The organism is Wolbachia pipientis, assembly GCA_023052945.1.
GTDB lineage: Bacteria > Pseudomonadota > Alphaproteobacteria > Rickettsiales > Anaplasmataceae > Wolbachia.
In genome coordinates this window covers 1215997-1238973 of sequence record CP095495.1, presented here as the reverse complement: position 1 = coordinate 1238973, position 22977 = coordinate 1215997, and the positions used below count along the sequence as shown (strand labels likewise).

Sequence of the window (22977 nt, the reverse complement as noted above, 5' to 3'; positions counted from 1 at the left end):
TATGAAACATGGAATAAAAAAACGTAAGCTATCTCGTTGCACTGAACATAGATTATCGACATTAAAGAATTTATCTATCTCATTAATTAACCATGAGCAGATTGTAACTACTTTACCAAAAGCTAAGGAACTTCGTCCATATGTCGAAAAGTTTATTACAATTGCTAAGAATAAGAATACTTTACATGGTAGAAGACTTTTGCTTTCACGCCTTCATAATAGTAAGTTAGCAGTTGATAAGTTATTAAACGTCTTAGCCAGCCGTTATCAAGATCGTAAAGGTGGGTATTCTAGAATAATAAAATTTAGCACTCGAAAGGGTGATTGCGCTTCAATGGCAGTAATAGAATTGGTTAATAGGGATATTGCAGCAAGAGGTAAGGTTTATAGTAAAAATAGAGAAGGAGGCAAAGTAGTTACACAAAGTTAATTGTTATCATAATTGTTCTTCTTATGGTAAGTAGGTTACGCTACTTTGTAGGTTACTTTGGCGAATTGTTAGTTTTGGCATATTTAAAGCTGAAATGGTATAATGTTATAAAACGCCGTTACCGTTGTAAGTTCGGTGAAATTGACTTAATTGTATCTAAAAAAAAGGAGCTGATTTTTATAGAAGTTAAAACAAGTTTACTTGGAAAAGAAATACCGATATCTCATCTTCAATGTCAGTCTATTATAAATTCTTCTAAGTATTTCTTAAGTACAAACCTTAGTTTTTTAGATTATTCAGTCAGATATGATTTATGTTTTCTTTCCTTAAAGAGAGGACCTGTTTATATAAAAAATGCTTGGATTGAAAAATAGAAGATTTGTAGCTGAATTAATTTAGATTTGCTGGATTTAATATGAAAAAGACCCAATACAATAATTTAGTTTCATCTTACGCTAGAGTGCTGTTTCATGTCTCAGGAAGCAGGTTAGGTATTATAAGGAAAGAAGTAGAATTTTTATTGGCTTTTTTTAAGGATCAACGTGATGTTTTTGTGTACCTATCTCATCCTATGATTTCTTTTGCACACAAAAAAGAAGTGATGCTTTCTATAAATGAGCACTTGAGTGAAAATTTAGTAAAATTTATTATGGTTATATTTGCAAACAAACGCTCTAGTTTATTGATCCTTATATTAGAAAAATTCTTAAGTCTTGCAAAAGAAAATGAAAATGAATTCGAAATTACTATAAAGTCAGCAGAAGCTTTAAAGGAATCTGATATAAAAATAATTACTGAATCTTTGAGCTTTCTTGGTAAAATAATAAAAGTAAGCAATGTGGTTGACTCTTCTATACTAGGTGGCTTCGTAGTTAGGTATGGTTTTAATTTGATCGACGCTTCGCTAAAAAGTTACTTAGATAGGTTAGTTGACTTAAGTAAAATGGAAATATTAAAAGTAAGGAATTTTGTATGAAGAACAGTATGAATGTTTCTGAGATAGCAAGTGTAATAAGGGAAAAAGTTGAGACGTTTGATAATCCTATAAAGCGAGAAAATATAGGTGAAGTAATTTCAGTAACAGATGGTATCGCATTGGTTTATGGGCTGGAAAAAGCAAAATTCGGTGAAAAGGTATTTTTTGCAAGCGGTGTAGAAGGAATAGTTCTTGATTTAGATCATGATACGGCTGGAATAGTTGTGCTTGGTAATGACCGTGATGTGAAAGAAGGGGACGTTGTAAAATGTAGTGGTGATGTTGTGCAGGTGCCTATAGGGCATGAATTGTTAGGGAGAGTTGTAAATGCGTTGGGCCATCCTATAGACGACGGTGGGGAAATTGGAGCCAAAAACAGAATGGATATAGAATCTAAAGCGCCAGGCATTATTGATCGTAAGTCTGTGCATGAGCCACTGCAAACAGGAATTAAAATTATAGATTTGCTAATTCCAATAGGTAGAGGGCAGCGTGAATTAATTATTGGCGATAGACAAATTGGTAAAACTACTATTGCGCTTGATACTATTATCAATCAGAAGAAGATTAACGATGAGGTAAACGAAAATCAAAAAATTTACTGTGTTTATGTTGCTATTGGACAAAAAATTTCAACAGTAGCAAAAGTGGTAAATAAGCTGAAAGAAAGCGGAGCATTAGAGTATACAACTGTAGTTGTGGCTAGTGCATCTGACTGCGCGCCTATGCAATTTTTAGCACCTTATGCTGGTTGCACTATTGGGGAATTTTTCCGTGACAATGGAATGCATTGTTTGATTATATATGATGATTTATCTAAGCATGCTGTGGCATATAGGCAGATGTCTTTATTGCTCAGACGTCCTCCTGGTCGTGAAGCTTACCCTGGAGATATATTCTATGTACATTCTCGCTTGCTTGAAAGAGCTGCTAAAATGTCTGATAAAAAAGGGCAGGGGTCTTTAACTGCTTTGCCGATTGTCGAAACTCAAGCTGGTGATGTATCTGCGTATGTGCCAACAAATGTTATTTCAATTACCGATGGGCAGATCTTTCTTGAGTCTGAATTATTTTATAAAGGATTTCGACCTGCAGTAAATATAGGTTTGTCAGTTTCACGGGTTGGTTCTGCTGCACAACTAAAGTCTGTGAAGAAAGTTGCTAGTTCTATAAAGCTAAGCTTAGCTCAGTATAGAGAATTAGAAGATTTTGCAAAATTTGGTTCTGATCTTGATGCTAGTGTTCAATTATCCTTGAATAAGGGTAAATATCTTGTCGAGTTATTAAAGCAAAAACAACATTTACCTATGTCAATAGAAGAGCAGGTAGTGCTGATGTATATTTTTTCTAACCTATATAATCAGTTAAGTAAAATACGAATAAGTTACATTAATAAATTTGAACATGATCTTATTAATTATTTTCATACTGTACACCCTGGGGTTTTAAAAAAGTTGTCAAATGACATGAGTAATGATATAAAAGGTGATATTTTTAACATTGTGAGTAATTTCGTTACTCAATTTAATTGCGTTTAGGTGGTGATTATGGCTTCATCCATTATTAATAAATTTCCTATGACGAGGGAAGGTTTTGAGAATATGCAAGCCGAACTTGAAAAATTAAAGGAAGAAAAACCTTCTGTGATACAGGCTATTTCTGATGCTCGTGATCAAGGTGATTTGTCTGAAAATGCAGAGTATCATACAGCACGGGAAAGGTTAGGTTTTATTGAAGGCCGTATAATGGAGATAGAAAGTAAGCTCTCACATGCGGAAGTAATAGAAGTAAAAAATTTGTCTGGTGATTCAGTAATGTTTGGTGCAACTGTGACATTAAGCATGCTGAGTGATGATGACAGTGAAGTAGAATATACTTATAAAGTTGTTGGTGAATATGAAGCGGATGTTTCAAAGCGGTTAATATCTACTAGTTCACCACTCGGGAGTGCCTTAATCGGCAAAAAAGTCGGTGAGTATGTGGAAGTGACAGTGCCAAATGGAGAGAAATTGTATAAAATAATTAAGATTGAATTTAAGTAAATTATTATGGTACAGCCACTTATGCTTCAATGAGTCTACCCGGTATTTCTTCTGTGGAAGATGTATTGGAGGATGCTCGTTCCGGTAAATTATTCATTTTAGTTGATGATGAAAATAGAGAGAATGAAGGTGATTTGCTTGTCTTAGCTGAAAAAGTAAAACCAGAACATATGGCTTTTATGGTTAGGTATGGTACTGGCATTGTATTTTTAGCTATGACAAAGCTTCATATGAATAAACTAAATCTTGAGTTTATGAAGAGAAGTAATGTGGATGAAAAGCTTACTCCTCATACTGCATTTACTACATCAATTGATGCGCGTTATGGCATTACAACAGGTGTTTCTGCTCATGATAGAACACATACGATACTTACCGCCATTGATGAAAAGAGTACTAAAGATGATATTATTACTCCTGGGCATGTTTTTCCTATTATTGCAAATGATGGTGGGGTTTTAGCACGTAATGGTCATACTGAAGCAAGTGTTGAAATAGCAAAGTTAGTTGGCTTTAGTCATGCAGCTGTAGGGTGTGAATTGGTGAATGATGATGGCTCTATGATGCGCTTACCTCAGTTACTTAAATTTGCTGAACAACATAAAATTAAGTTAACTACCATCGACAAACTTATCAGTTACGTTAAAAAATTAAACTAGCATTTATAAATTTGTATAATTTAAGTGTTAAAATATAGAATTCCTATAAATTATACAAGCACAGAATTTCCATGTTTAGAATTGCTAAGTTTTTGACCTTATTGTTCTTTTTTGCATATTATAATAATGCTTACTCTATTAACATTATTAGAGATAGTGAAGTGGAAGCAATAGTGAAAGAGCTAGCGCAACCTTTATTTTTCGCTGCAAACATTGATAGTGACCGAATGAAAGTTTTTATAATTAATGATAATTCGATTAATGCTTTTGTAATTAACAACAACAGTATCTTCGTTCATTTAGGACTTTTACAATACTCGGCTAAACCTTATGTTCTGCTTGGTATATTAGCGCATGAGATTGCTCACATATCTGCTGGTCATATATTGCAAATGAGTAGTGCTATGGGTTATTTTCAATCGATAGCAATGATTAGTTATATGGTAGGATTAGTTTCTAGTATTATCATTAACCCTCAGGTTGCTGGTGCAATTTTGCTTAGTGGTGTAGCACTCAGTTCAAGGCTATTTTTTAACTATTCTCAAGAGCAAGAAAGTGTAGCAGATAGCTATGCTTTAAGGTACCTTGATGAATCTGGCTATGATAATTCAGGTATGAAAGAGATTTTTGATTATTTTAAAAGTATTGAGCATGAGAACACCGAGGAGTATTTCCGCACTCACCCACTTAGTGAGAAACGCATATTTGCTGTGCAAAATTATAAGGTCAAAAACAACGTAAAACCAATTTTTGCAGATAAGTTACTAAAGTTTGAGCGTGTGGTTGCAAAGTTAGACTCTTTCTTTGCTCCTATTCATGTGTTATCTAATAAATATGAAAATAATTCTGAGTATGTAAATGCTATAGTTTGCCATAGGCAAGGAAAGATAGAAGAGGCTATTGCTAAAGTTAATTCATTGATTCAAGAGTCACGCAATGACCCATACCTATATGAATTAAAAGCAGAAATGCTATATAAGGCCGGAAATTTAAGTGAAGCAATAAAAATGTATGAGGAATCGCTTAGGTATTTATCTGAGAAAAACAGTTATTTAGTGAAACTTGCATTATCTCATACTTTATTATTACACGGTGATGCAAAAAAGGCGATTTTTTACCTGGAGCAGATTTTGAATGTAGAACCAAATAACGCTTTTGTCTGGAAATATTTAAGCATTGCATATAAATGTGAAGCTGATACGGCAATGCATTATTTTGCCTTGACAAAAAAGGCTTGTATTGAAGGTGATTTAAAGCAATTTACAAAATATGCTGAGCTAGCTGTTAAAACTCTACCAAAAGATAGTCCTTATTTGTTGCAAGTTGAAGATATGAAGCGATTTAATGGATAACAAAAAAGCATTTCTGCACTTTTATGGGTTTTTTCCACACTTTTCCAACATAGCTTTTGCTTCATCACTTACGTTGGGCATAATTTTCGTTATGATAGCTTTAGCGCCAAAAAATACACCACAGAACATGCCTAGAGCAAAGAGGGCTGGCCACGGCATCCTGCCAAATATTGCAAGCAAAGCTGCACCAATTATTACTACCGTCATAAGTGGACCGCCTATTCCCCAAACGTAACCAATAATATTGCATATTACTTTAGTTGTGTCATCCATATCAGGACTAGTGGTAGCTGCATAACCTGAGAAAGAGAAAAGTAATACTACACAAAAAACACTAAAAAATCTTTTTATTATAGAGCTCATTTTCTTACCTTTAAATAATAAATTAACGCAAACGCAAACCTACACATACTTTTATTTTAAAGTAAATATTTTAAAGTAAAAATTATAATTTGTCCATACATAAGTGTTGCTACATAAATAACCCACCATTAATGTTAAGCACATGCCCTGTTATATATTTTGCTTCATCACTTGCTAAAAATAAGACCCCTGCTGCTATTTCTTCCCCTGTTCCCATTCTTTTCATTGGAGTATTATCTAATATTTTTCCCTTTTGTCCTTCATTTAAAACTTCAGTCATTTTAGTATCTATAAACCCAGGAGCAATACAATTTACTGTTATATTACGACTTGCAACTTCTTTTGCTATAGATTTGCTCATAGCTATTATTCCAGCTTTAGACGCTGCATAATTTGCTTGCCCGGCGTTTCCTGTCAGCCCTATTATTGAGGAAATATTTATAATTCTTCCCCAATTATTCTTAATTAGTCTCTTACATGCTTCTCTACTCAGCTTAAATGTAGAGCTCAAGTTAGTATCAATTACTTTTTGCCATGCTTCATCTGTCATTCTCAATAATAAACTGTCTCGCGTAATGCCCGCATTGCATATAAGCCCGTCAAAGCCTTCCATCAACTCGCTTGCTCTATTTACTAGTTGATTTACTTCCTCAGCATTTGATAAGTCACAAGGGAGTATTTGCATATTTTTTTCATATTGTTTAGCAACTTCTTCGAGCACTTCTTTTTTTGTGCCAGAAATACATAAAGTTGCTCCGGCTTTGTGCATAATTTTTACAATTGCTTGCCCTATTCCGCCTGATGCGCCAGTGATCAGGAACTTTCTGCTTTCCAATCTAAACATAATAACTTTATATTATCTTAATTCCTAACAGAATATTGACTGGTTGGCAATAGATTTCTTACATAATATAAGTAACTCAGATATTCACAAAATAAAGGAAAAGTTATAATAAAGTTAAACGTCAAAAAATTTTAAAAACATAGTTGATGCAGGAATTGTTACTAAATAGTTTATTCTGGTGCTCTGCAGTCTAAATGGAATGCCTAAATTATAGATTCTTTGTTTTTGTGTGTTATCTTGAGTTAACACAAATTCACAGTAGTATTATGATAAGTAAGTTGAAAAAGCTTAGCACTGGATTTTCTTTGACAGGCCTGATTAGCCATAGTGATAATATAAATATGCAAGGAGCAAAAAATAAAAAGAAGAAGTACCCAAAATTTTTGGATAAGACGTTTGCATTGATTGATGCAGTGATAAATTTTATTTTAAAACGCGAAAGTAATAACGTAAATGAAGTTCTGAGAGTAACATGGGGACCACTATTTTTTGGTCTGGTAGTAATACTCATCTTTTTTGGGGTAGGTGGTATTTGGTCGGCTATAGCTCCAATTGACGGTGCGGTGCATGCAAGTGGAGAAGTTATTGTATCTTCAAATAGGAAAATAGTTCAACACTTGGGCGGAGGAATAATAAGCAAAATTTTAGTCAAAGAGAGCCAAGCAGTTAAAAAAGATGAGCCTCTAGTTTTGTTGAGTGATGTTAACGAGAAGGCGAATTTAAGTATTATCAAAGAGAAGCTCTTATCATTTTTAGCAACAGAAGCAAGGCTTATTGCAATCAGAGGAGATTTAGACACGCTCGAGTTTTCTGATGAGGTTAAAAAATTATCTCACGATGAACTTGTAAATAAAGCGATAAAGAATCAAGTAAAGTTGTTCAACTCTCAGAGAAAGAGCATATTGGGAAAAACAGACATACTGCAACAACGTATAAAGCAGTTAAATGATGAATTAGCTGGACTAAACTTTCAACTAAATGCAGCTCATAAGCAATATGACTTGATAACTGAGGAGTTGGAAACAAAAAGGCAATTACTTGATAGTGGCCATATAAGCAAACCGCACATTTTAGCTTTAGAAAAACAGTTTGCTGAAATTGAAGGCAGAGTTGGACATTACCGTTCTGCAATATCTCAAGTGCAGCAAAAAATTGGAGAGAACGAATTAGAAATTATAAACGTGAGAAATGATTCTCAAGAAAGAGCAAACGCTGAACTTAAGGAAGTTAGTACGTCTATTGCAGACTTGAAAGAGAGGCTGATGGTTGCTGAAGATTCATTAGCACGTACAATAATTAAATCCCCTCAAGATGGGATAGTCACAGATATAAGATACCATACTGAAGGTGGTGTTATACAATCTGGAGTTCCAATCATGAGCGTAGTGCCATCGGATGATGACCTAATAATAGATGCTAAAATTCAGACCAGAAACATAGAAGAGGTACTGTCAGCACAAAAGAAAGATAGCAACATAGTCTCTATTGATGGGCTAGAAGGGCTAAAGGTTAAAGTCCGGCTGAGTGCTTACAGTGCACGTCGTTTAAGTTTAATTAGTGGTATAGTAAGCCATATTTCTCCTGATGCTCTTGATGATCCAAGACTAGGGCGTTATTATTCAGTGCGTGTAGTGATACCAAAGTCAGAGCTTGCTCAATTTAAAAATGTATACCTATACCCTGGTATGCCAGCAGAAGTGTACATAGTTACTCAATCCCGTACTCTTTTATCATTCTTGTTTACGCCTATAATTGCAACAGTCGATAGGTCTTTTATAGAAAGGTAGCTCACTCGTTAAAGTAGTAGTGAAAGTGCCGTAATAAAATTTAGGTATATAGTTAGACAATATCAATAACATGTAGCCCTACACTACTTGCAATCCCTATAAATTGAATATCGAATTTTAAAGAAGGCTCTGTTTTGCTACTTGCATTATGAAGCCTAAAAGAAATAGTCCATCCACCCTCAAACATTATTTCTATTGTACTTGACGAGCCAGACTTTCTTTCTATTACTCTTATTCTTTCAGGTATTTTCCATTTTGAACCGTATTCTAATGTGCCGCCAATATTGACGGACTACAAAGAGACTGTTTTTCTTTTACATGGTGTTTTTAACATAATCTTATAAAAATCATGACGCCCAAGTGAATATCTGAAAAATTTTTCAACAAATACACCTCTAAAACTTTCACATAGCCGTTTAAGCTCATCCTCAAACGCTGTTAAAACTGGCAAATAAATTCTTGTTTCTTTTCCTTGAATATCTCTAAATAGCATATTCTGAGCACGCATTTCTCTTAATTGCATAAATACAGGCTGAATAGTCTTAAAATATTTTTTGCCACATGGATGATCTGTCCATTCTTTACCAAAATCAATTTTATCTGAAAGTCGAGAATGTTTTATTGCAGCATGATTGTATTTAGCTGAAATTCCAATTTGACCTTTAGGGACTTCAATCACAATATCTCGAACATCACCCTGTATTCCAACACCGTCATCTTGAAGCAAAATAGAACGTGCGTTTGTTACTCTAGCATCATGTGCTTGCAAAAACATTGCTGCCTCACTGGAGGCTTTTTCTAATATATATTTATGTAAATCTTCTAAACTTCTATAGCAATTTTTAGCTACCTCAAAAGAAGAATTTTCTTGAATCTTTGCTTTTGTTATTTGATAAAATGCTATAGCTAATGTATACTCAAACGCCTTTCCGTTTATGTTTTGCTTCATGCTATCTTCCTATAGTCTTTGCTCAAGATTAAAACCTCATTTGATTTTTTAGAGTTACCCATCCCATAAGTCCACTTGGGTGTAATAATACGATACCCTGTATACATATCCCGTATTTCTTCGCAATCATTGTACGACAAAATCCATCCATCACGAGTCGCTAAAAGTTTGGCAAGTCCTTTATGATCAAAATCTGTGTGTTGATCACCTCTTTTTCCATATAGTTTTTGATCAATTAGATAGGGAGGATCACAATATAAAAAATCATTTGCATGTTTAGGAATACTTTTTTTAAAGTCAGCTGAATTCACAGTAAGATTTTTAATTGAGAACTTTGCCAATCTTTCTATTGAACTTGGTGTAAAACGTGGGTGTCCTGGGGACATACCGCCCGACAATGTTGTACCGCTAAAAGATGAGCGATTTAATGCAAAAAATGCTGCAGCAATTTCAACTCTATCTTTCAAGGTGAAAAATGTTTTTTGTAAGTTATAAAACATGATGGATGTCATATTTTGATACTTCCGCACCACCTCTGCAAGGTAAGAAGCATCTTTTAAAAGCACCTGCCAAAATCTTACTAATGGTTCAAAGGCATCATAACCATAAACTTTTGTTCCTATGCTGGCTAACGCTAACTCTATTGATCCTCCGCCTATAAAAGGAGAGCAAAGCTTAGGTAACCCTTTTGGAATATATTCATTAATGATTTGGGAAACAGCACGACTCTTACCACCAGGATAACGAAGAGGAGACTTTACAGGCAAAACAACTTTATTTGTTTCTTTTTCTTTGTTTGGTTTTTTCCCTACACTAGCAAGCATTAATTCGTTAAAAGAAGCATTTATTTTAACTTTCTTTTCATTCATATAGTTGGCTCAAAATATGTGGTCCTTTTCCGAATTTCGGACCATATGTGTTAAAACATTCATTAAAGTCCATGTAAACGTATTATGCCGGTTGAAAATTCATCTACATAGCGATTTAAATATTTAACACTGAAGTGATAAAATGTACCATGCTTTAGAACAACCCAAAAACTTTCAACTCCATCAGTGCTTGCTTGTTGTTTAACATATTTACCGGCAGAATGCCTAACACTTTCATAAGTACAATTTCCTAAACCTAATAATCTCCATAATCATTGTCGATTCCTATTTCTCCTAGAAACATAACATTTTCAATTGTCCATGATTCCCTAACTCTTTGCAACATACACCACGCCGTCTTTTGAGTTATGTGTTAAAAACTACTTGTCTAATTATGCATATAAATTCCAAAATTTTCTATAGACCTGCTGCGAATCAAGCGATAAAAAAAAGGAAAGGAGGGTGACTAAAATCAAGGTTAACTAAAAGGCGTGCTTAAGATTTACAATACCAGCAATAATATTGAACCTCAGGTTATATTTTTTCTGAAAATTGCGATAAACATTCGACATAATCTTAAATATCTTTATCTCTCGGATCTTGTTTTCTACTCTCATTCTAAATGATGCTAATCTTCTATTATGCTCTGGAGTTAATGGCTTTTTACGATACTTTTTATATGGAATTATAACATTGCTTTGCAATTTTTGCCAACCTTGATATCCAGAATCGGCATGTTTTATGCTATCAAGTGGTAAATATTTTTCTTGTTTCCTTATGCGGAAATCACTAATTCTACCACGGTATGACTTTGACACTGATAAAATTCTTCCTCCTTCTTCGATAATAATCTCAGTTTTCATAGTGTTGGTTCTTTTTTTTCCTGAATATGATTTCTTCCGTTTTTTACTATCTTCTGGTCTCTGTATTTGCTGTTCTGTAACATCAGCCAAAATCTTCAGTATTTTTTCTGGCGTCATACTTCTATCTTTTGTTATAGTCACTTTTTTGGCGAGTAATGGCTCTATTCTCTTAAGTAACCTACATACATTTGCGTTGTGTACATTGAATAGGCATCCTAAAAATCTATGTGTTATGTAAGTGCGATAGTACAAAATTACGCAAAACAACTTATCTTCCAGAGTTGGTAGTTTTGATCTTCTACCATGACACTTTTTCTGTTTTTCCCATCCAGACCTCACTTTTTCCACTACTTTTTCGAACTCCTCTATAGTTAAACCTGTTATATTACGAAAGTTTCTTGGGTATTTTTTCATATTATAGTAACTAAAGCTCATTTTTTTCCTTACTTGATCTGCTTATTCTTCTTCTACCTCTCTCACATCATTTTTTCAATCACCTTTTTCAGCAGGTCTATTTGTAACTTTGCTTGACTTATCCGTTTTTTTTGAGCTTGACCATAAAATGATTCTTAAGAAAATAAATGCAATTTTTTGCAGGTTTCACGTATGATAAAAATTAACAGTTTTATTTTTAGCCAAATTAATTGAATCAAGCTATAAAACCTGCTAAAGTTAACTTTATGAAAGCACCCTTAGCTCAGTTGGATTAGAGCATTTGACTACGGATCAAAAGGTCGGGCGTTCAAGTCGCTCAGGGTGCACCACATTTTATAGGAAACAGAAGTCACACTTGAAATTAATATATGCAATACCTATCTTTAAAGGTTAAACACTAAACTATTATATATGAGCAAAAAAGACTACTATGATCTGCTGGAAGTAGGAAGAAATGCCAGTATTGATGAGATAAAAAAAGCGTATAAAAAATTAGCGTTAAAATATCATCCTGATAGAAATCCTGGCAATCAAGAAGCAGAGGAAAAATTTAAAGAAGTAACAGCTGCATATGAAGTTCTATCTGACTCTGAGAAAAGGGCAAGCTATGACCGTTATGGCTACGAAGGTGCTTCTGGTGGGTTTCAAGGCTTTAGCTCTGCAGGAGATTTTAGCGACATATTCAATGACTTCTTTGGTGGAGGATTCGGTGGTGGTGCAAGTAGATCAAGAGCAAAAAGGAGCACAACAGGAGTGTCTGGAGCAGACCTACGTTATGATCTTGAAATTACCTTAGAAGATGCATTTAAAGGAATACAAGCGCCTATACATTATGTGACAAATGTAAAATGTGATACATGCCAAGGCACAGGTAGCGAAAGAGCAATTAAACCAGTTCAGTGCCCCACATGCCAGGGAAGCGGTAGGATTAGAACTCAGCAAGGCTTTTTTACCATCGAAAGAACATGTACTACATGCTATGGGGAAGGAGAAGTAATACAAAATAAATGTAAGAAATGTGGTGGAAGTGGACGTAGAAGAGATGAAGTAAATATATCCGTTTCAATTCCAAAAGGCATAGAAGAAGGAGCTAAGGTAAGGATAAGTGGTAAAGGAGAAGCTGGAACAAGAGGTGGAAAAAGTGGAGATTTACACGTATACGTGAAAATAATTTCCCATAAAATCTTTACTAGAAATAAAGCAGATTTACACTGTAAAGTGCCTATAAGAATGATACTAGCAGTGCTTGGTGGCGAAATCGATGTCCAATCAATTGATGGAGCTAAAATAAAAGTAAAGGTCCCTGAAGGCACTCAAACTGGTACCAAACTACGTTGTAGGGAAAAGGGTATGCCATACATGAACTCACATGTTCGTGGTGATTTATATGTACAGGTAATAGTTGAGACTTTAAATCCAAAAAATTTAACTAAAAAGCAAATTGAACTATTAAAAGCACTTGAAGAAGAGGAAAATGCAAGTGTACAACAGCAATCTGAAGGGTTTTTTAGTAAAGTAAAAAAAAATAAGAAATCTGCTAAATGACATAAAGGGGTAACTGTTTACGGGTTTTCATTTAATCCTGCAATTCTTTGACCTTATTAATGGAAAACTTAACAATAGTGTTATTATTAGCCAACAGAAACTTCTTAGTTCCTTAAAACTATGTAAAAGCAATAAATTTCTTTATTTAAGGTCGAAGTTTTGCTATTCTCAGGTTTTAATAATTTAAATTTAATGGATATAAACAAAAATGAGTTTTTATTTCTTCCGCTTGGGGGAGTAGGAAGAATCGGGATGAATGTTAGCCTATATCATTACCAAGGTAAGTGGATTATGATCGACCTTGGTGTTGGTTTTGCAGATGAAACTATGCCAGGTGTTGAGCTGCTCATTGCTGATGTAGATTTTATTGCTCAAAGAAAAAAAGATTTGCTTGGAATAATAATTACACATGCACATGAGGACCACTGCGGTGCAGTGCCCCACTTGTGGGAAGAGTTGCAGTGCCCCATATATACAACAAAATTTACGGTTAATTTTCTTAAAGAGAAACTAAAAGAATTTCGATTGGAAGGTATAGTGCCTGTGAAAGAGGTAGACATAAATGGCAGCATAAATTTGGGTCCTTTTACCGTCGAGTTTATAAATGTAACTCATTCAATTCCTGAGGCAAATTCAATATTAATTAGCACTGAAATGGGTAGTGCACTCCATACCGGAGACTGGAAATTTGATCCAAAACCTGTTGTTGGATTAACTTCTAATATGGAGCGTCTAAAAGAAATTGGCGATAAAGGTGACCTGCTTGCAGCAATTTGCGATTCAACCAATATATTAAGCAAGCATCACCCTGAGTCAGAAGGTGAAATTTATAATAATATTTATAACATAATAAAGCGGTCTAAAAAATTAGTTGCTGTTTCGCTATTTGCTTCAAATGTGGCACGAATTGAAACGATAAGCCAAGCTGCAAAAGCACTAAATAGAAAAGTAGTTTTACTTGGTAGATCTTTATGGAGAATAGTGAAAGTTGCGCAAGATAGTGGTTATTTAACTGATTCTCCTCAGTTTCTTGAAGCAAAGGAAGCAGTAAATTTTCCAAGGGAAGAACTGGTGCTACTTTGCACAGGTTGTCAAGGTGAGCCACTGGCAGCAACTTCAAGGCTTGCTAATAAGAGTCATCAAGCATTTAAAATGCAGCAAGGTGATACCATGATCTTTTCGTCAAAAATCATTCCTGGAAATGAAACTCGTGCGCACAACATGCTCAATGCCTTTATTGAGATGGGGGTAGAAGTTGTTACTGAAAAAACAGAGCATGTTCATGCTTCTGGGCATCCAACAAGAGAAGAGCTAAAGGAAATGTATTCCTTGATAAAACCGAAGATGTCTATTCCAGTTCACGGTGAATATATTCACACGCATGCACATGTAAAATTTGCTAAAGAGTGCGGTGTGGCAAAAGCAATAATGATTGCACCAGGTGATATTATTAATTTGGAGAACGGAGAAAAGGTTGATTCAATTGATGTTGACTACTTTGGCATTGATGGCATGCTGTTACGTCATCCGGAGAGCAGTGTTATAAAAATGCGTAAAAGAATGAGAGATGCCGGAGTTATTGTGGTAACAGCAGTTGTAAACAAGAAAAATAAATTGCTTACTAAACCGAAAGTATTTGTACCTGGTGTTTTTGAAGTGCTAGAAGATGCAGCTATTATACAGAAAATTGTCAAGAAAGTTGAGTCGTTGTTTAGTTTGCAGCTAACAAAAAAAATTAAAAATAAGATTGAAAGTTCAATATTGAGTATCTTAAAGGAATATTTACTAAAAAGACCTATAATTAAGATCCAGATAGAACAGGTATGAAATGAAAGAATGAAGTTATTCGTTCAACTAATATTGCTTGTTTCGTTATTTATTCCTTATTTTACAAAAGCTGCTTTATATGTTGATATAAAAAAAAGCAGTGTTGGTAACATTGGTCTTGTTGTATCTAAATGTACATGTAAAACAGCGCTGGAAAGCGAATTAAGCGAAAATATTGCAAAGGTAATAGGAACAAATTTATCTAATTGTGGCTTATTTAATGTAAAACGTGGCGCGGAAGCTGAATCTAAATCTTGGAAAAGCGATACTGTAGTCACAGTAAGTTTAAGCGAAATATCTGGTAGTGCATTAGAGCTATCATTTCGTTTGTTTGACACTTTTACAAAAAGAGAATTACTTACTCAGTCAGTTGTTTTTCCAGCAAAAGACTGGAGAAAAATTGGTCACCTCGTTTCGGATGTGATACATGATAGATTGATTGGTGAGAAAGGGCACTTCAACACAAAAATCACGTATATTGCTGAAGAAAAAGATAGCAATTATAAATCCGTACGTAAAATTGCTGTGATGAATCAAGATGGAAGTAATATAAAATACTTAACAAATGGCGATAGATTTGTGTCAACACCGAGATTCTCACCAAATGGAAAGGGTATTGTTTATATCTCATACGCAAATGGTAAAAGTTATATAGTATTAAAAAATTTAAAAGACCACACTGAATCAATAATCAGCGCATTTGAAGGAGTTATTTCTGCACCAAGATTTTCTCCTAATGGTAAATCTCTTTTAATTTCCCACTCATTGGGTGGTGAAACGAATATATTATCTTTGGATTTAAGTAGTAAACGGACAAAAAAAATTACTAAAGGTTCAGCTATAAGCACTTCTCCCTCCTTCTCTCCAGATCAAAAATATATGGTTTTTAGTTCTGATATAAGTGGAAGTCAGCAACTGTATGTTATCGATTTTACTAACAAAAGTAAAAAACCTAAAAGAATTAGTTTTGGAAGTGGAAGATATGCTACGCCTGTTTGGTCGCCAAAAGGAGATCTGATAGCTTTCACAAAGATTCAGTCAGGAAAATTTTACATAGGAGTTATGAAGCCAGATGGCAAAGAAGAACGTCTACTTTCAGAAGGGCATAAAATTGAATCTCCGGCATGGCTACCAAATGGTAGAGAAATCATTTTCACAAGAACAGAATCACCAAGCAACTCTAAACTATATTTAGTAGACTTAGTAAAGAAAAATCAAAAAATGGTTTCCACTCCCACAAATGCTTCTTTACCGGATTGGTCTTATTCTTGAACTACTGAGCTGCATGCTCCACAGCATTGATTTATTGCCACATTAATAAGATATCCCGCTACACCACCTACTATAGTACCAGCGATTCCTGACAACACAACAGTTGCAATTACTCCAATAGCAGCAATTTCAGGTATAATCCCATTGATAGGTATGCGGTTTACAACTACTTCAGTGACGAAAAAAGACAGATTTGTTGGGCACACTTGTTAAGGGATTTTGAAAGGCTATCTACCCACTTTAAATGGTGCTATATTGGGCCTTAACTTGATGCGTATGGTTTATTTAACACTCCCGGTTAAAATAATTACTTAGCAAACAATAGGTTTCATGTAATGGTAACCCTATAACGGAAGAGTAGGAGCCGCGTAAGAACAATACGAACATTCCAGCTAGGCCTTGTATATTGCATCCCCCTGCTCTATTTTTCCACTCTTCTGATGCTAAATAATACTTAATTTCTTGTTCACTGAGACGTTTAAATTTCACTATCGTAACCACAGTTCTAATATGTTGTTTAGATTGATCGGGAGTTAATAGACACACACTGGTATATACTCTATGCCTTCTTCCTGATAACAAGCGGATGCATTTTTCTGCTTGCTCAACGTTTTCAGCTTTAAGCAATATCCTTCTACCACAAGCAACAACTGTATCAACACCAAGCACAAAGTAATTTGGATTTGAACTTTGTATTTTCTCAGCTTTACTTTTTGCCATACGGATTGAGTAATCCTTCGGAAGTTCCTTTTTCAAAGGAGTTTCGTCTATATCTGCTGGCAAAACTAAGCCTGGCTTAATATTGATTTGTTTTAGTAAAGCTACACGTCTTTCTGATGATGAAGCAAGAATAAGATTATTTAGAGATCGTTCTGTCACTTGTACCTTTAAGCCTTCTAATGATCCGACCTTTTTTTGCATTCCTATCGTAAATGCTCATCTCAACTAACACCCTATCCCCGATAATGATGCGTATTTTACTTCTTCTCACTTTTCCTGATACATGACAGATAATCTCATGTTCATTATCCAGTTTCACTCTAAATTCTGCTGCAGGTAGTAAAGCAGTTACTGCCCCTTCCACTTCAAAAATTGTTTTCGATTTCTCGTCTTTTATCATATGTTATATTATAATTTAATAATCTTTTTCAGTCTACTATAGATTTTAAATTATTATCAACACAAAAGACCTTTTGCACCCCACTTAAGTTGCTACTTAACCTCCAATAACCTTACCTACGTTTCCTCTCTCTGCCACCTTCTCAACAGAACTTATAGAACTTATGTTGGAAGATAAATCATTATCACAATTTTCCTCATTGCTATCATATGCGCTATCATTGTCCCCTTCCTGTGGAACATAAGACTCATTATCAGATTCACTATCAAAGCTTAAAGATCTGAATAACTCTATCTTCTTTCGTGGAACATTATCAGGCTCACTAGAAATGTCTCCTGTTAGATTATAAAATCGATGGTTGAAGCTTCTTTGTTCAATAGAACTTATGTTAGAAGATAAACCATTATCACACTTTTCCTCATCGCTACCATATCCGTCATCAATGCTTAAAGATCTGAGTAATGTTGTCTTCTCTCTCAGTGGAACATAAGACTCATTATCAAGGCTTAAAGATTTGGATAACCCGCTCTTCTTTTGTGGAGCATTACCAGACTCATTAGAAATTTCTCCCGTTAATTGATTGTTGAAGCTCCTTTGTTCATCAGCACGAATTTTTTCTTCCAGTCCATCAAGCATTCCTACCAATTCATCACCCCATTCATTTTCTTCTTCTAATAATTGTTTACACTTTTCTTCCTCACGCTCTAGCTCGTTTCTTAACTCTTCGACTTTATCTTTATCTTCATCTTTAGTGAGTTCAAGTGTAAGCACCTTATCTCCTGGAAATTCCTCGTACTCGTTTTCTAGCTCTTCAATGTTGAGTTTTAGTCTCTCTTCTCCAAGTGTATCTTGTAAATCGCTATCCTGCCTATCTGATTCTTTAATCTTTTGCTCAATTTCTACTTGTACCTTATATTCCTGATCTAATTCTCTTAGCTGATCTTTCAAGCGCTCTTTCTGCTGGCGTCGTTCAACCATTATCTGTTCCGCATCTTCTCGTACTTGATTTAGCTCTTTTTCCAAATTCTTCTTTCCTGCATTAACAATTTTCAGCTCTTCCTTTAGCTTTCTTTTTTCTTCATATACACCTTTAAGTTCTTGTGCTTTCCCTTGTAGCTCTTTTAACACACCTGCTAATTCTTCATTTTTTTGTGCCAGTTCAGTTTGCAATTCCGTGTTTTTTTGCTCCTCTTTTTCAAACCTGTCTTGTAAATTGCTATTCTGCTTCTCTAACTTTACAATTGTTTGATTAGCTTCTGCTTGGGTTGTTTCTAGTTTCTCCTGTAGTCGCTGATTTTCTTGTATTAATTCATGGTGCTTTTTATTTATCACTTGCAACCCTGCTTCTATTTCTTGCTTCAATTCAACAGCTTCTTTTTTCAAATTTGACATTTCTTGCTTCAATTCAACGTTTTTTTCGGACAGCATCTGATTATTTAAAATCAATTCATCCATTTGTTGTGAAGCAAATTCTGTCTGAGTTCCAGTGTGCTGTAAATTGACTTCCATTTGAGTCGATGTATCGCTATTAGCAACAGGCACAACATCAGGCAATGTCTCTTCTGTTTGAGTTGACTCATCTGTAAAAGAAGGAGTAGAAGCACCATTTTCAAGGTCTCCTTGCCCCCCATCCTTATTGACCCTGATAGATTCATTACTCTGCAAATCATTATTAGCAACGGGCACAACATCAGGCAATTTACCCTTTTCTAGTACAGCATCATGTAAGACGAGGCCTTGAATATATAATTCATCGTTTTGCTTTATTAATTCTAGGATCTCCTCCGATGGCACAAAATCTTTACCATTAAATTTTAGTACTTCAGTTATGCCATCGCTACTCACATTCATAATCATGGTACGCATTCTGGATCCATTCTCTACAGGCCAAGTGCTTATCATTTTATAACATGCGCCTTCTTTAATTTCATAATATCTTTTCTTACCTTCTTGATGAGCATATATTTCATGTTTTTTATTGCAATAGATATTCAATTCTTTAATATCTTTCTCTTGCTGTAAAATGTCACTAATTCTTGTTGGCTCACTCTTATCGTAATGAATAAGGTTAACATTCAAAACTCTATTATTATTAATTTCTTCACAGTAAGCTTGAAAATTCACTTTCCATTTTCCAAAATACCTACTTATAATTTCTTTTCCTTCCTCTACTAATTTTATGTATTTACCTATATTTTCCTCAAAGTACTCACTATCAGGTTTTTCTCTTTCTTTTACTGCTTGATCCTCATACATTCGCTTAAAATCATTATACCTACTAGATCGCTAAAACGCCAATTATCATAAGCTTTTTGTATATCAGCAAAGTCCATCCTTTTTCTCAAAAGCTCTAATAACCTTCTCTTATCTTCCAAATTTTCTGTTTTTTCTTCCTTAGTCAAATCTGCAATCATAATATGCCTCCTTTAGCTATATTTATATTATAATAATCAACATATATTAAAAAAAATCACACTGCTCACTATACGTTTACACTACTACTTTACATAATAGACTATTCGAAGTTACGCAAGTATTTTTTTTATTGGATAAAAGTTAACAAGACGTCTTCATAGATTTTTAAGCTTAATAATATCCTCTCTCTTTGGACTAGTTGAAATTAGATGAATTGGTACGCCTATTAATTTTTCTAACCCTTCTATATATTTTATTAAATTGATAGGCAATGCTTCAATCGACCTTTTACCTTGAGTATTTTCTTTCCAGCCAGGAAACTCTTCATATACTGGCTCTAATTCCTCTTGTATTGAATGCGATGCGGGTAAATAATCATACATTTTCCCGCTATACTTGTAATCAGTGCATATTTTAATTGTATCAAAAGAATCAAGCACATCTAATTTGGTTAATACAACGCTTGAAACTCCAGAGAGTTGCACAGCCTGGCGCACTAAAACTGCATCAAACCATCCGCAGCGCCTTCTTCTATTGCTTACTGTTCCAAGTTCCTTGCCTATAGTAAATAAGCTATCCCCCACTTCGTTCTTTTGCTCAGTAGGGAATGGACCATTGCCCACTCTGGTTGTATAAGCTTTCGCCACACCAATAATGTGAGCATTGGAGGATAATCCTGAGCCTGTTATTGCTTGCGATGCTACGGTATTACTTGAAGTAACAAAAGGGTAAGTTCCGTGGTCGATATCTAAAAATGCGCCTTGGGCACCTTCAAATATTATTTTCTTACCTTCTTTCATCAAGTCATTTAATATCTTCCACACAGGTTTTTTATATGAAAGAATTTTTTCTGAAACCTCTCGAATTTCCTTTAATATTTCTTCTTTTTTAACCACTTGGTAGTTAAGGCCTTTTCTGATAGCATTGTGGTAATTCAAAAGAGTATCCACTCTTTTATTGAGCTCATCTGCGTTTTCTAAGTCACAAAAGCGTATAGCTCTCCTGCCAACTTTATCTTCATAACATGGCCCTATCCCTTTGTTTGTTGTACCAATTTTGCGATTTCCGTTTAAATCTTCAAATAACTTTTCCTTGTCCTTATGTACGCTAAGTACTAGTGGACAGCTTTCAGATATTATCAAATTATTGGGATTGATATCCATTCCTTTAACTTTCAATAACTCTATTTCTGAGATTAGAGCATGTGAATCAAGAGCAACACCGTTTCCTATGATAGATATTTTGCCTGGCCTCAAAACAGCGGAGGGCAGTAAATTTAATTTATAAACCTCATCACCTATTACTATAGTGTGCCCTGCATTATTTCCTCCCTGAAATCTCACAACTACATCTGCATTCTCAGAAAGATAATCTATTATTTTACCCTTGCCTTCGTCACCCCATTGCAGACCAACAATTACAATGTTATTCATCATTATTTTCTAAATTAATACATAAATATTAATGCAATACGCCACAAATGGAAAGAGAAATCTATGCCTTTCCTGCACCTCTTAAATAAAGAAATATACTGTCGATTTTCTTAATATATTACCAAATTATTCATCATTATATGATACAACTTACAACATATTTACAGTAAGGTGTTATTTATGAAAGAGGCAAAAGAAAAAAATAATAAGAGTCCAGTAGTTAGATTAAAGGCCACAGCTAAAGAGTGCAATTTTAGTAAATTAAGAGCAGATCAAGATAATGAATTAGCAAATTCTGGTGAAACAATGTTCTTAGATTTTCAAAGGATGAATTTTATTATTAACGGAAAAGAAATAGATAAAAATCTTATTATTGCATTTAAGGAAGGAGCTAAGCACCGCAAAAGCGAACTTTTTAATAGTGATGATATATATAATGACGAAATATTTAACAAAAAAGGAACAAGAGAAATAGATACGGATCATGGCAAAGCTTTTGTTGCTTCAGTACTCAAAGATATTGAGAAAGAGCTTGTAAGTAATGCATTGGGTGAGCTATGGAAAAATCACTGTGAAAATCCCAAAATTGCTGATCATCAAAAAACCGATTCATATAAGAAAGAATTTGAAGAATTTTACAATGCTGGCCAACATCTATTACCAACAGAGAAAGATGAAAACAAAGACTACCGTTCCTTTGCAAAAGAAGTTTTCAAGAAAATGTTCAGATACGCTGGGGCAGAAGTTCCAAGTAATGCTATTTTAGAAGAGCTAGTCACCAATTGTAATCAAGCAGGGTATGAGGCTGCTCCATTTATACAAACCCAACTTGCACTTGGACAGTCGTTCATAGTAGAAAATCCTAAAAAAGTAATAAACATTGATTGTGCTAACCAAAATAATGTGAGAATTAGATCTGATATGAGGCTACCAATACTCTCTGTTAAAAATCAAGTTATGCATGGTGATAAGATATGTGATCTGTCTAACTCATTAGAATTTACACTTGAGTCTCAAGATGGTAAAGACTTTGTAACATACAAAGATGGTAAATTGTCACTTACTATTCCTAAAGAGTTAAAAAATTATAAAGATAATGGCAAGAGCTTGTTTGACATTATTAAAGAATATTTTCAGAAATTCTGTGCAAAATTAGGATTTAAACCTGAGACAAAAATACAAATAGAGCATAGCTTAGGTACTCAAAGTAACTATTTAGATGGTACAATATCTACTACAGGATCGGATGCAAATGAAGAGTTTATCAATCTTTTAAGCAAAAATCTCAGAGAGAGGTTATTAGAATCAGGAGTTGCTCTAGGAGATGAAGATGTTGATGATATTATTGAAGTTAGAGTATCTACAGTTATGGATCTATTGAGTGATTATGCTAAATTGGAAGATAATAAAGAACACAGAGAGTTATTAATAAGTGAAGTAGCAGATAATTTAGGACTTTCCACTCAAGATAAAACAGCACCAGAAGTATTGATGGAATTAGGCTCTTTACCTTCTTTGATAAAAGTTCAGGTTAATCATAATCAAGTGCAGTCTGTTGTAAATACTTTTATTAAGTTAATCATTGAAGGAAAAAGAGAAGTATACGAAAAAAAAGGTGCGATTAATGCAATTGATGCAATTTATCAGAAGGTAGATAAGGCAATTGTTGAGCAAGAAAAAAAAGCAACCAACAAACAAGATATAGAAAATGATAAATGGACAGATAGAATAAAAAAACAGAGATTATCTATGGAATCACATGAGCATTTACATTAAAGACACTGGTAGGCTCTCTA

At 34.3% G+C, this 22977-nt stretch carries 21 protein-coding genes, 1 tRNA gene and 2 pseudogenes; 14 read left to right on the top strand and 10 right to left on the bottom strand.

Annotated elements, in window-relative coordinates; all coding sequences use genetic code 11:
• Position 1 precedes the first annotated feature (1 nt).
• From rplQ to MWH06_06005, 7 genes are all read left to right on the top strand, one after another.
• A complete protein-coding gene (gene rplQ, locus MWH06_06035; GenBank protein ID UPA54820.1) occupies positions 2 to 430 on the top strand; it encodes a 50S ribosomal protein L17 in 429 nt (142 codons plus the stop codon).
• A gap of 23 nt (positions 431 to 453) precedes the next feature.
• Positions 454 to 804, top strand: coding sequence for a YraN family protein (locus tag MWH06_06030; protein UPA54819.1), 351 nt, complete (start codon positions 454 to 456; stop codon positions 802 to 804).
• Between the two features lie 41 nt (positions 805 to 845).
• A complete protein-coding gene (gene atpH / locus MWH06_06025; GenBank protein ID UPA54818.1) occupies positions 846 to 1406 on the top strand; it encodes an ATP synthase F1 subunit delta in 561 nt (186 codons plus the stop codon).
• On the top strand, positions 1403 to 2944 hold the full coding sequence (gene atpA / locus MWH06_06020) for a F0F1 ATP synthase subunit alpha (protein ID UPA54817.1): 1542 nt from the start codon (positions 1403 to 1405) through the stop codon (positions 2942 to 2944). Before atpH ends, atpA begins: the two co-directional genes overlap by 4 nt.
• A 9-nt stretch (positions 2945 to 2953) precedes the next feature.
• Entirely contained in the window at positions 2954 to 3448 is a 495-nt protein-coding gene (greA, locus tag MWH06_06015) for a transcription elongation factor GreA (GenBank protein UPA54816.1), read from the top strand.
• Positions 3449 to 3477: 29 nt separating this feature from the next.
• The gene (gene ribB, locus MWH06_06010; protein ID UPA54815.1) at positions 3478 to 4107 is read left to right on the top strand and encodes a 3,4-dihydroxy-2-butanone-4-phosphate synthase; all 630 of its coding nucleotides are present in this window, start codon (positions 3478 to 3480) and stop codon (positions 4105 to 4107) included.
• A gap of 71 nt (positions 4108 to 4178) precedes the next feature.
• Positions 4179 to 5459 (top strand): M48 family metalloprotease, encoded by a 1281-nt coding sequence (locus tag MWH06_06005; GenBank protein ID UPA54814.1) that lies wholly within the window; start codon positions 4179 to 4181, stop codon positions 5457 to 5459.
• Positions 5460 to 5480: 21 nt separating this feature from the next.
• Here MWH06_06005 and MWH06_06000 read toward each other — a convergent pair whose 3' ends face one another.
• Positions 5481 to 5822, bottom strand: a complete 342-nt coding sequence (locus MWH06_06000; protein UPA54813.1) for a TrbC/VirB2 family protein — start codon at positions 5820 to 5822, stop codon at positions 5481 to 5483.
• A 109-nt stretch (positions 5823 to 5931) separates the two neighbouring features.
• On the bottom strand, positions 5932 to 6666 hold the full coding sequence (gene fabG, locus MWH06_05995; protein ID UPA54812.1) for a 3-oxoacyl-[acyl-carrier-protein] reductase: 735 nt from the start codon (positions 6664 to 6666) through the stop codon (positions 5932 to 5934).
• A gap of 266 nt (positions 6667 to 6932) precedes the next feature.
• On the opposite strand from fabG, the gene MWH06_05990 reads away from it, so the two are divergent.
• The gene (locus MWH06_05990) at positions 6933 to 8453 is read left to right on the top strand and encodes an HlyD family type I secretion periplasmic adaptor subunit (GenBank protein UPA54811.1); all 1521 of its coding nucleotides are present in this window, start codon (positions 6933 to 6935) and stop codon (positions 8451 to 8453) included.
• A 52-nt stretch (positions 8454 to 8505) separates the two neighbouring features.
• Here the strand turns inward: MWH06_05990 and MWH06_05985 are convergent.
• From MWH06_05985 to MWH06_05975, 3 genes and pseudogenes are all read right to left on the bottom strand, one after another.
• A pseudogene (locus tag MWH06_05985) lies at positions 8506 to 9402 on the bottom strand (HaeIII family restriction endonuclease).
• Positions 9399 to 10271: a DNA adenine methylase gene (locus tag MWH06_05980; protein ID UPA54810.1), complete on the bottom strand. Its 873-nt coding sequence runs from the start codon at positions 10269 to 10271 to the stop codon at positions 9399 to 9401. Before MWH06_05980 ends, MWH06_05985 begins: the two are co-directional and overlap by 4 nt.
• Positions 10272 to 10753: 482 nt before the next feature.
• Positions 10754 to 11569 (bottom strand): transposase, encoded by an 816-nt coding sequence (locus tag MWH06_05975; GenBank protein ID UPA54809.1) that lies wholly within the window; start codon positions 11567 to 11569, stop codon positions 10754 to 10756.
• A gap of 251 nt (positions 11570 to 11820) precedes the next feature.
• Between MWH06_05975 and MWH06_05970 the strand changes: the two genes are divergently transcribed.
• The 5 genes and pseudogenes from MWH06_05970 to MWH06_05950 all read left to right on the top strand — a co-directional run bounded on the left by MWH06_05970 (position 11821) and on the right by MWH06_05950 (position 16446).
• Positions 11821 to 11898: transfer RNA gene (locus tag MWH06_05970), tRNA-Arg, on the top strand.
• Positions 11899 to 11980: 82 nt separating this feature from the next.
• On the top strand, positions 11981 to 13114 hold the full coding sequence (gene dnaJ, locus MWH06_05965) for a molecular chaperone DnaJ (GenBank protein UPA54808.1): 1134 nt from the start codon (positions 11981 to 11983) through the stop codon (positions 13112 to 13114).
• A gap of 192 nt (positions 13115 to 13306) precedes the next feature.
• Complete coding sequence (locus MWH06_05960; protein UPA54807.1) at positions 13307 to 14941, top strand: ribonuclease J; 1635 nt, start codon at positions 13307 to 13309, stop codon at positions 14939 to 14941.
• Positions 14942 to 14950: 9 nt separating this feature from the next.
• The gene (locus tag MWH06_05955) at positions 14951 to 16213 is read left to right on the top strand and encodes a Tol-Pal system protein TolB (GenBank protein ID UPA54806.1); all 1263 of its coding nucleotides are present in this window, start codon (positions 14951 to 14953) and stop codon (positions 16211 to 16213) included.
• Between the two features lie 146 nt (positions 16214 to 16359).
• Positions 16360 to 16446 (top strand): annotated as a pseudogene (locus MWH06_05950) (transposase).
• Positions 16447 to 16498: 52 nt separating this feature from the next.
• Here MWH06_05950 and MWH06_05945 read toward each other — a convergent pair.
• The 5 genes from MWH06_05945 to MWH06_05925 form a co-directional block, all read right to left on the bottom strand.
• The gene (locus MWH06_05945; protein ID UPA54805.1) at positions 16499 to 17092 is read right to left on the bottom strand and encodes a Maf family nucleotide pyrophosphatase; all 594 of its coding nucleotides are present in this window, start codon (positions 17090 to 17092) and stop codon (positions 16499 to 16501) included.
• Positions 17070 to 17333: a translation initiation factor IF-1 gene (gene infA, locus MWH06_05940; GenBank protein ID UPA54804.1), complete on the bottom strand. Its 264-nt coding sequence runs from the start codon at positions 17331 to 17333 to the stop codon at positions 17070 to 17072. The genes MWH06_05945 and infA overlap by 23 nt, the downstream gene beginning before the upstream one ends.
• A gap of 96 nt (positions 17334 to 17429) precedes the next feature.
• Complete coding sequence (locus MWH06_05935) at positions 17430 to 19589, bottom strand: hypothetical protein (GenBank protein ID UPA54803.1); 2160 nt, start codon at positions 19587 to 19589, stop codon at positions 17430 to 17432.
• The gene (locus MWH06_05930; protein UPA54802.1) at positions 19568 to 19747 is read right to left on the bottom strand and encodes a hypothetical protein; all 180 of its coding nucleotides are present in this window, start codon (positions 19745 to 19747) and stop codon (positions 19568 to 19570) included. Before MWH06_05930 ends, MWH06_05935 begins: the two co-directional genes overlap by 22 nt.
• 156 nt (positions 19748 to 19903) lie before the next feature.
• Entirely contained in the window at positions 19904 to 21181 is a 1278-nt protein-coding gene (locus MWH06_05925) for an adenylosuccinate synthase (GenBank protein UPA54801.1), read from the bottom strand.
• Positions 21182 to 21361: 180 nt separating this feature from the next.
• On the opposite strand from MWH06_05925, the gene MWH06_05920 reads away from it, so the two are divergent.
• Positions 21362 to 22957 (top strand): hypothetical protein, encoded by a 1596-nt coding sequence (locus MWH06_05920; GenBank protein UPA54800.1) that lies wholly within the window; start codon positions 21362 to 21364, stop codon positions 22955 to 22957.
• The last annotated feature ends 20 nt before the right edge of the window (positions 22958 to 22977 follow it).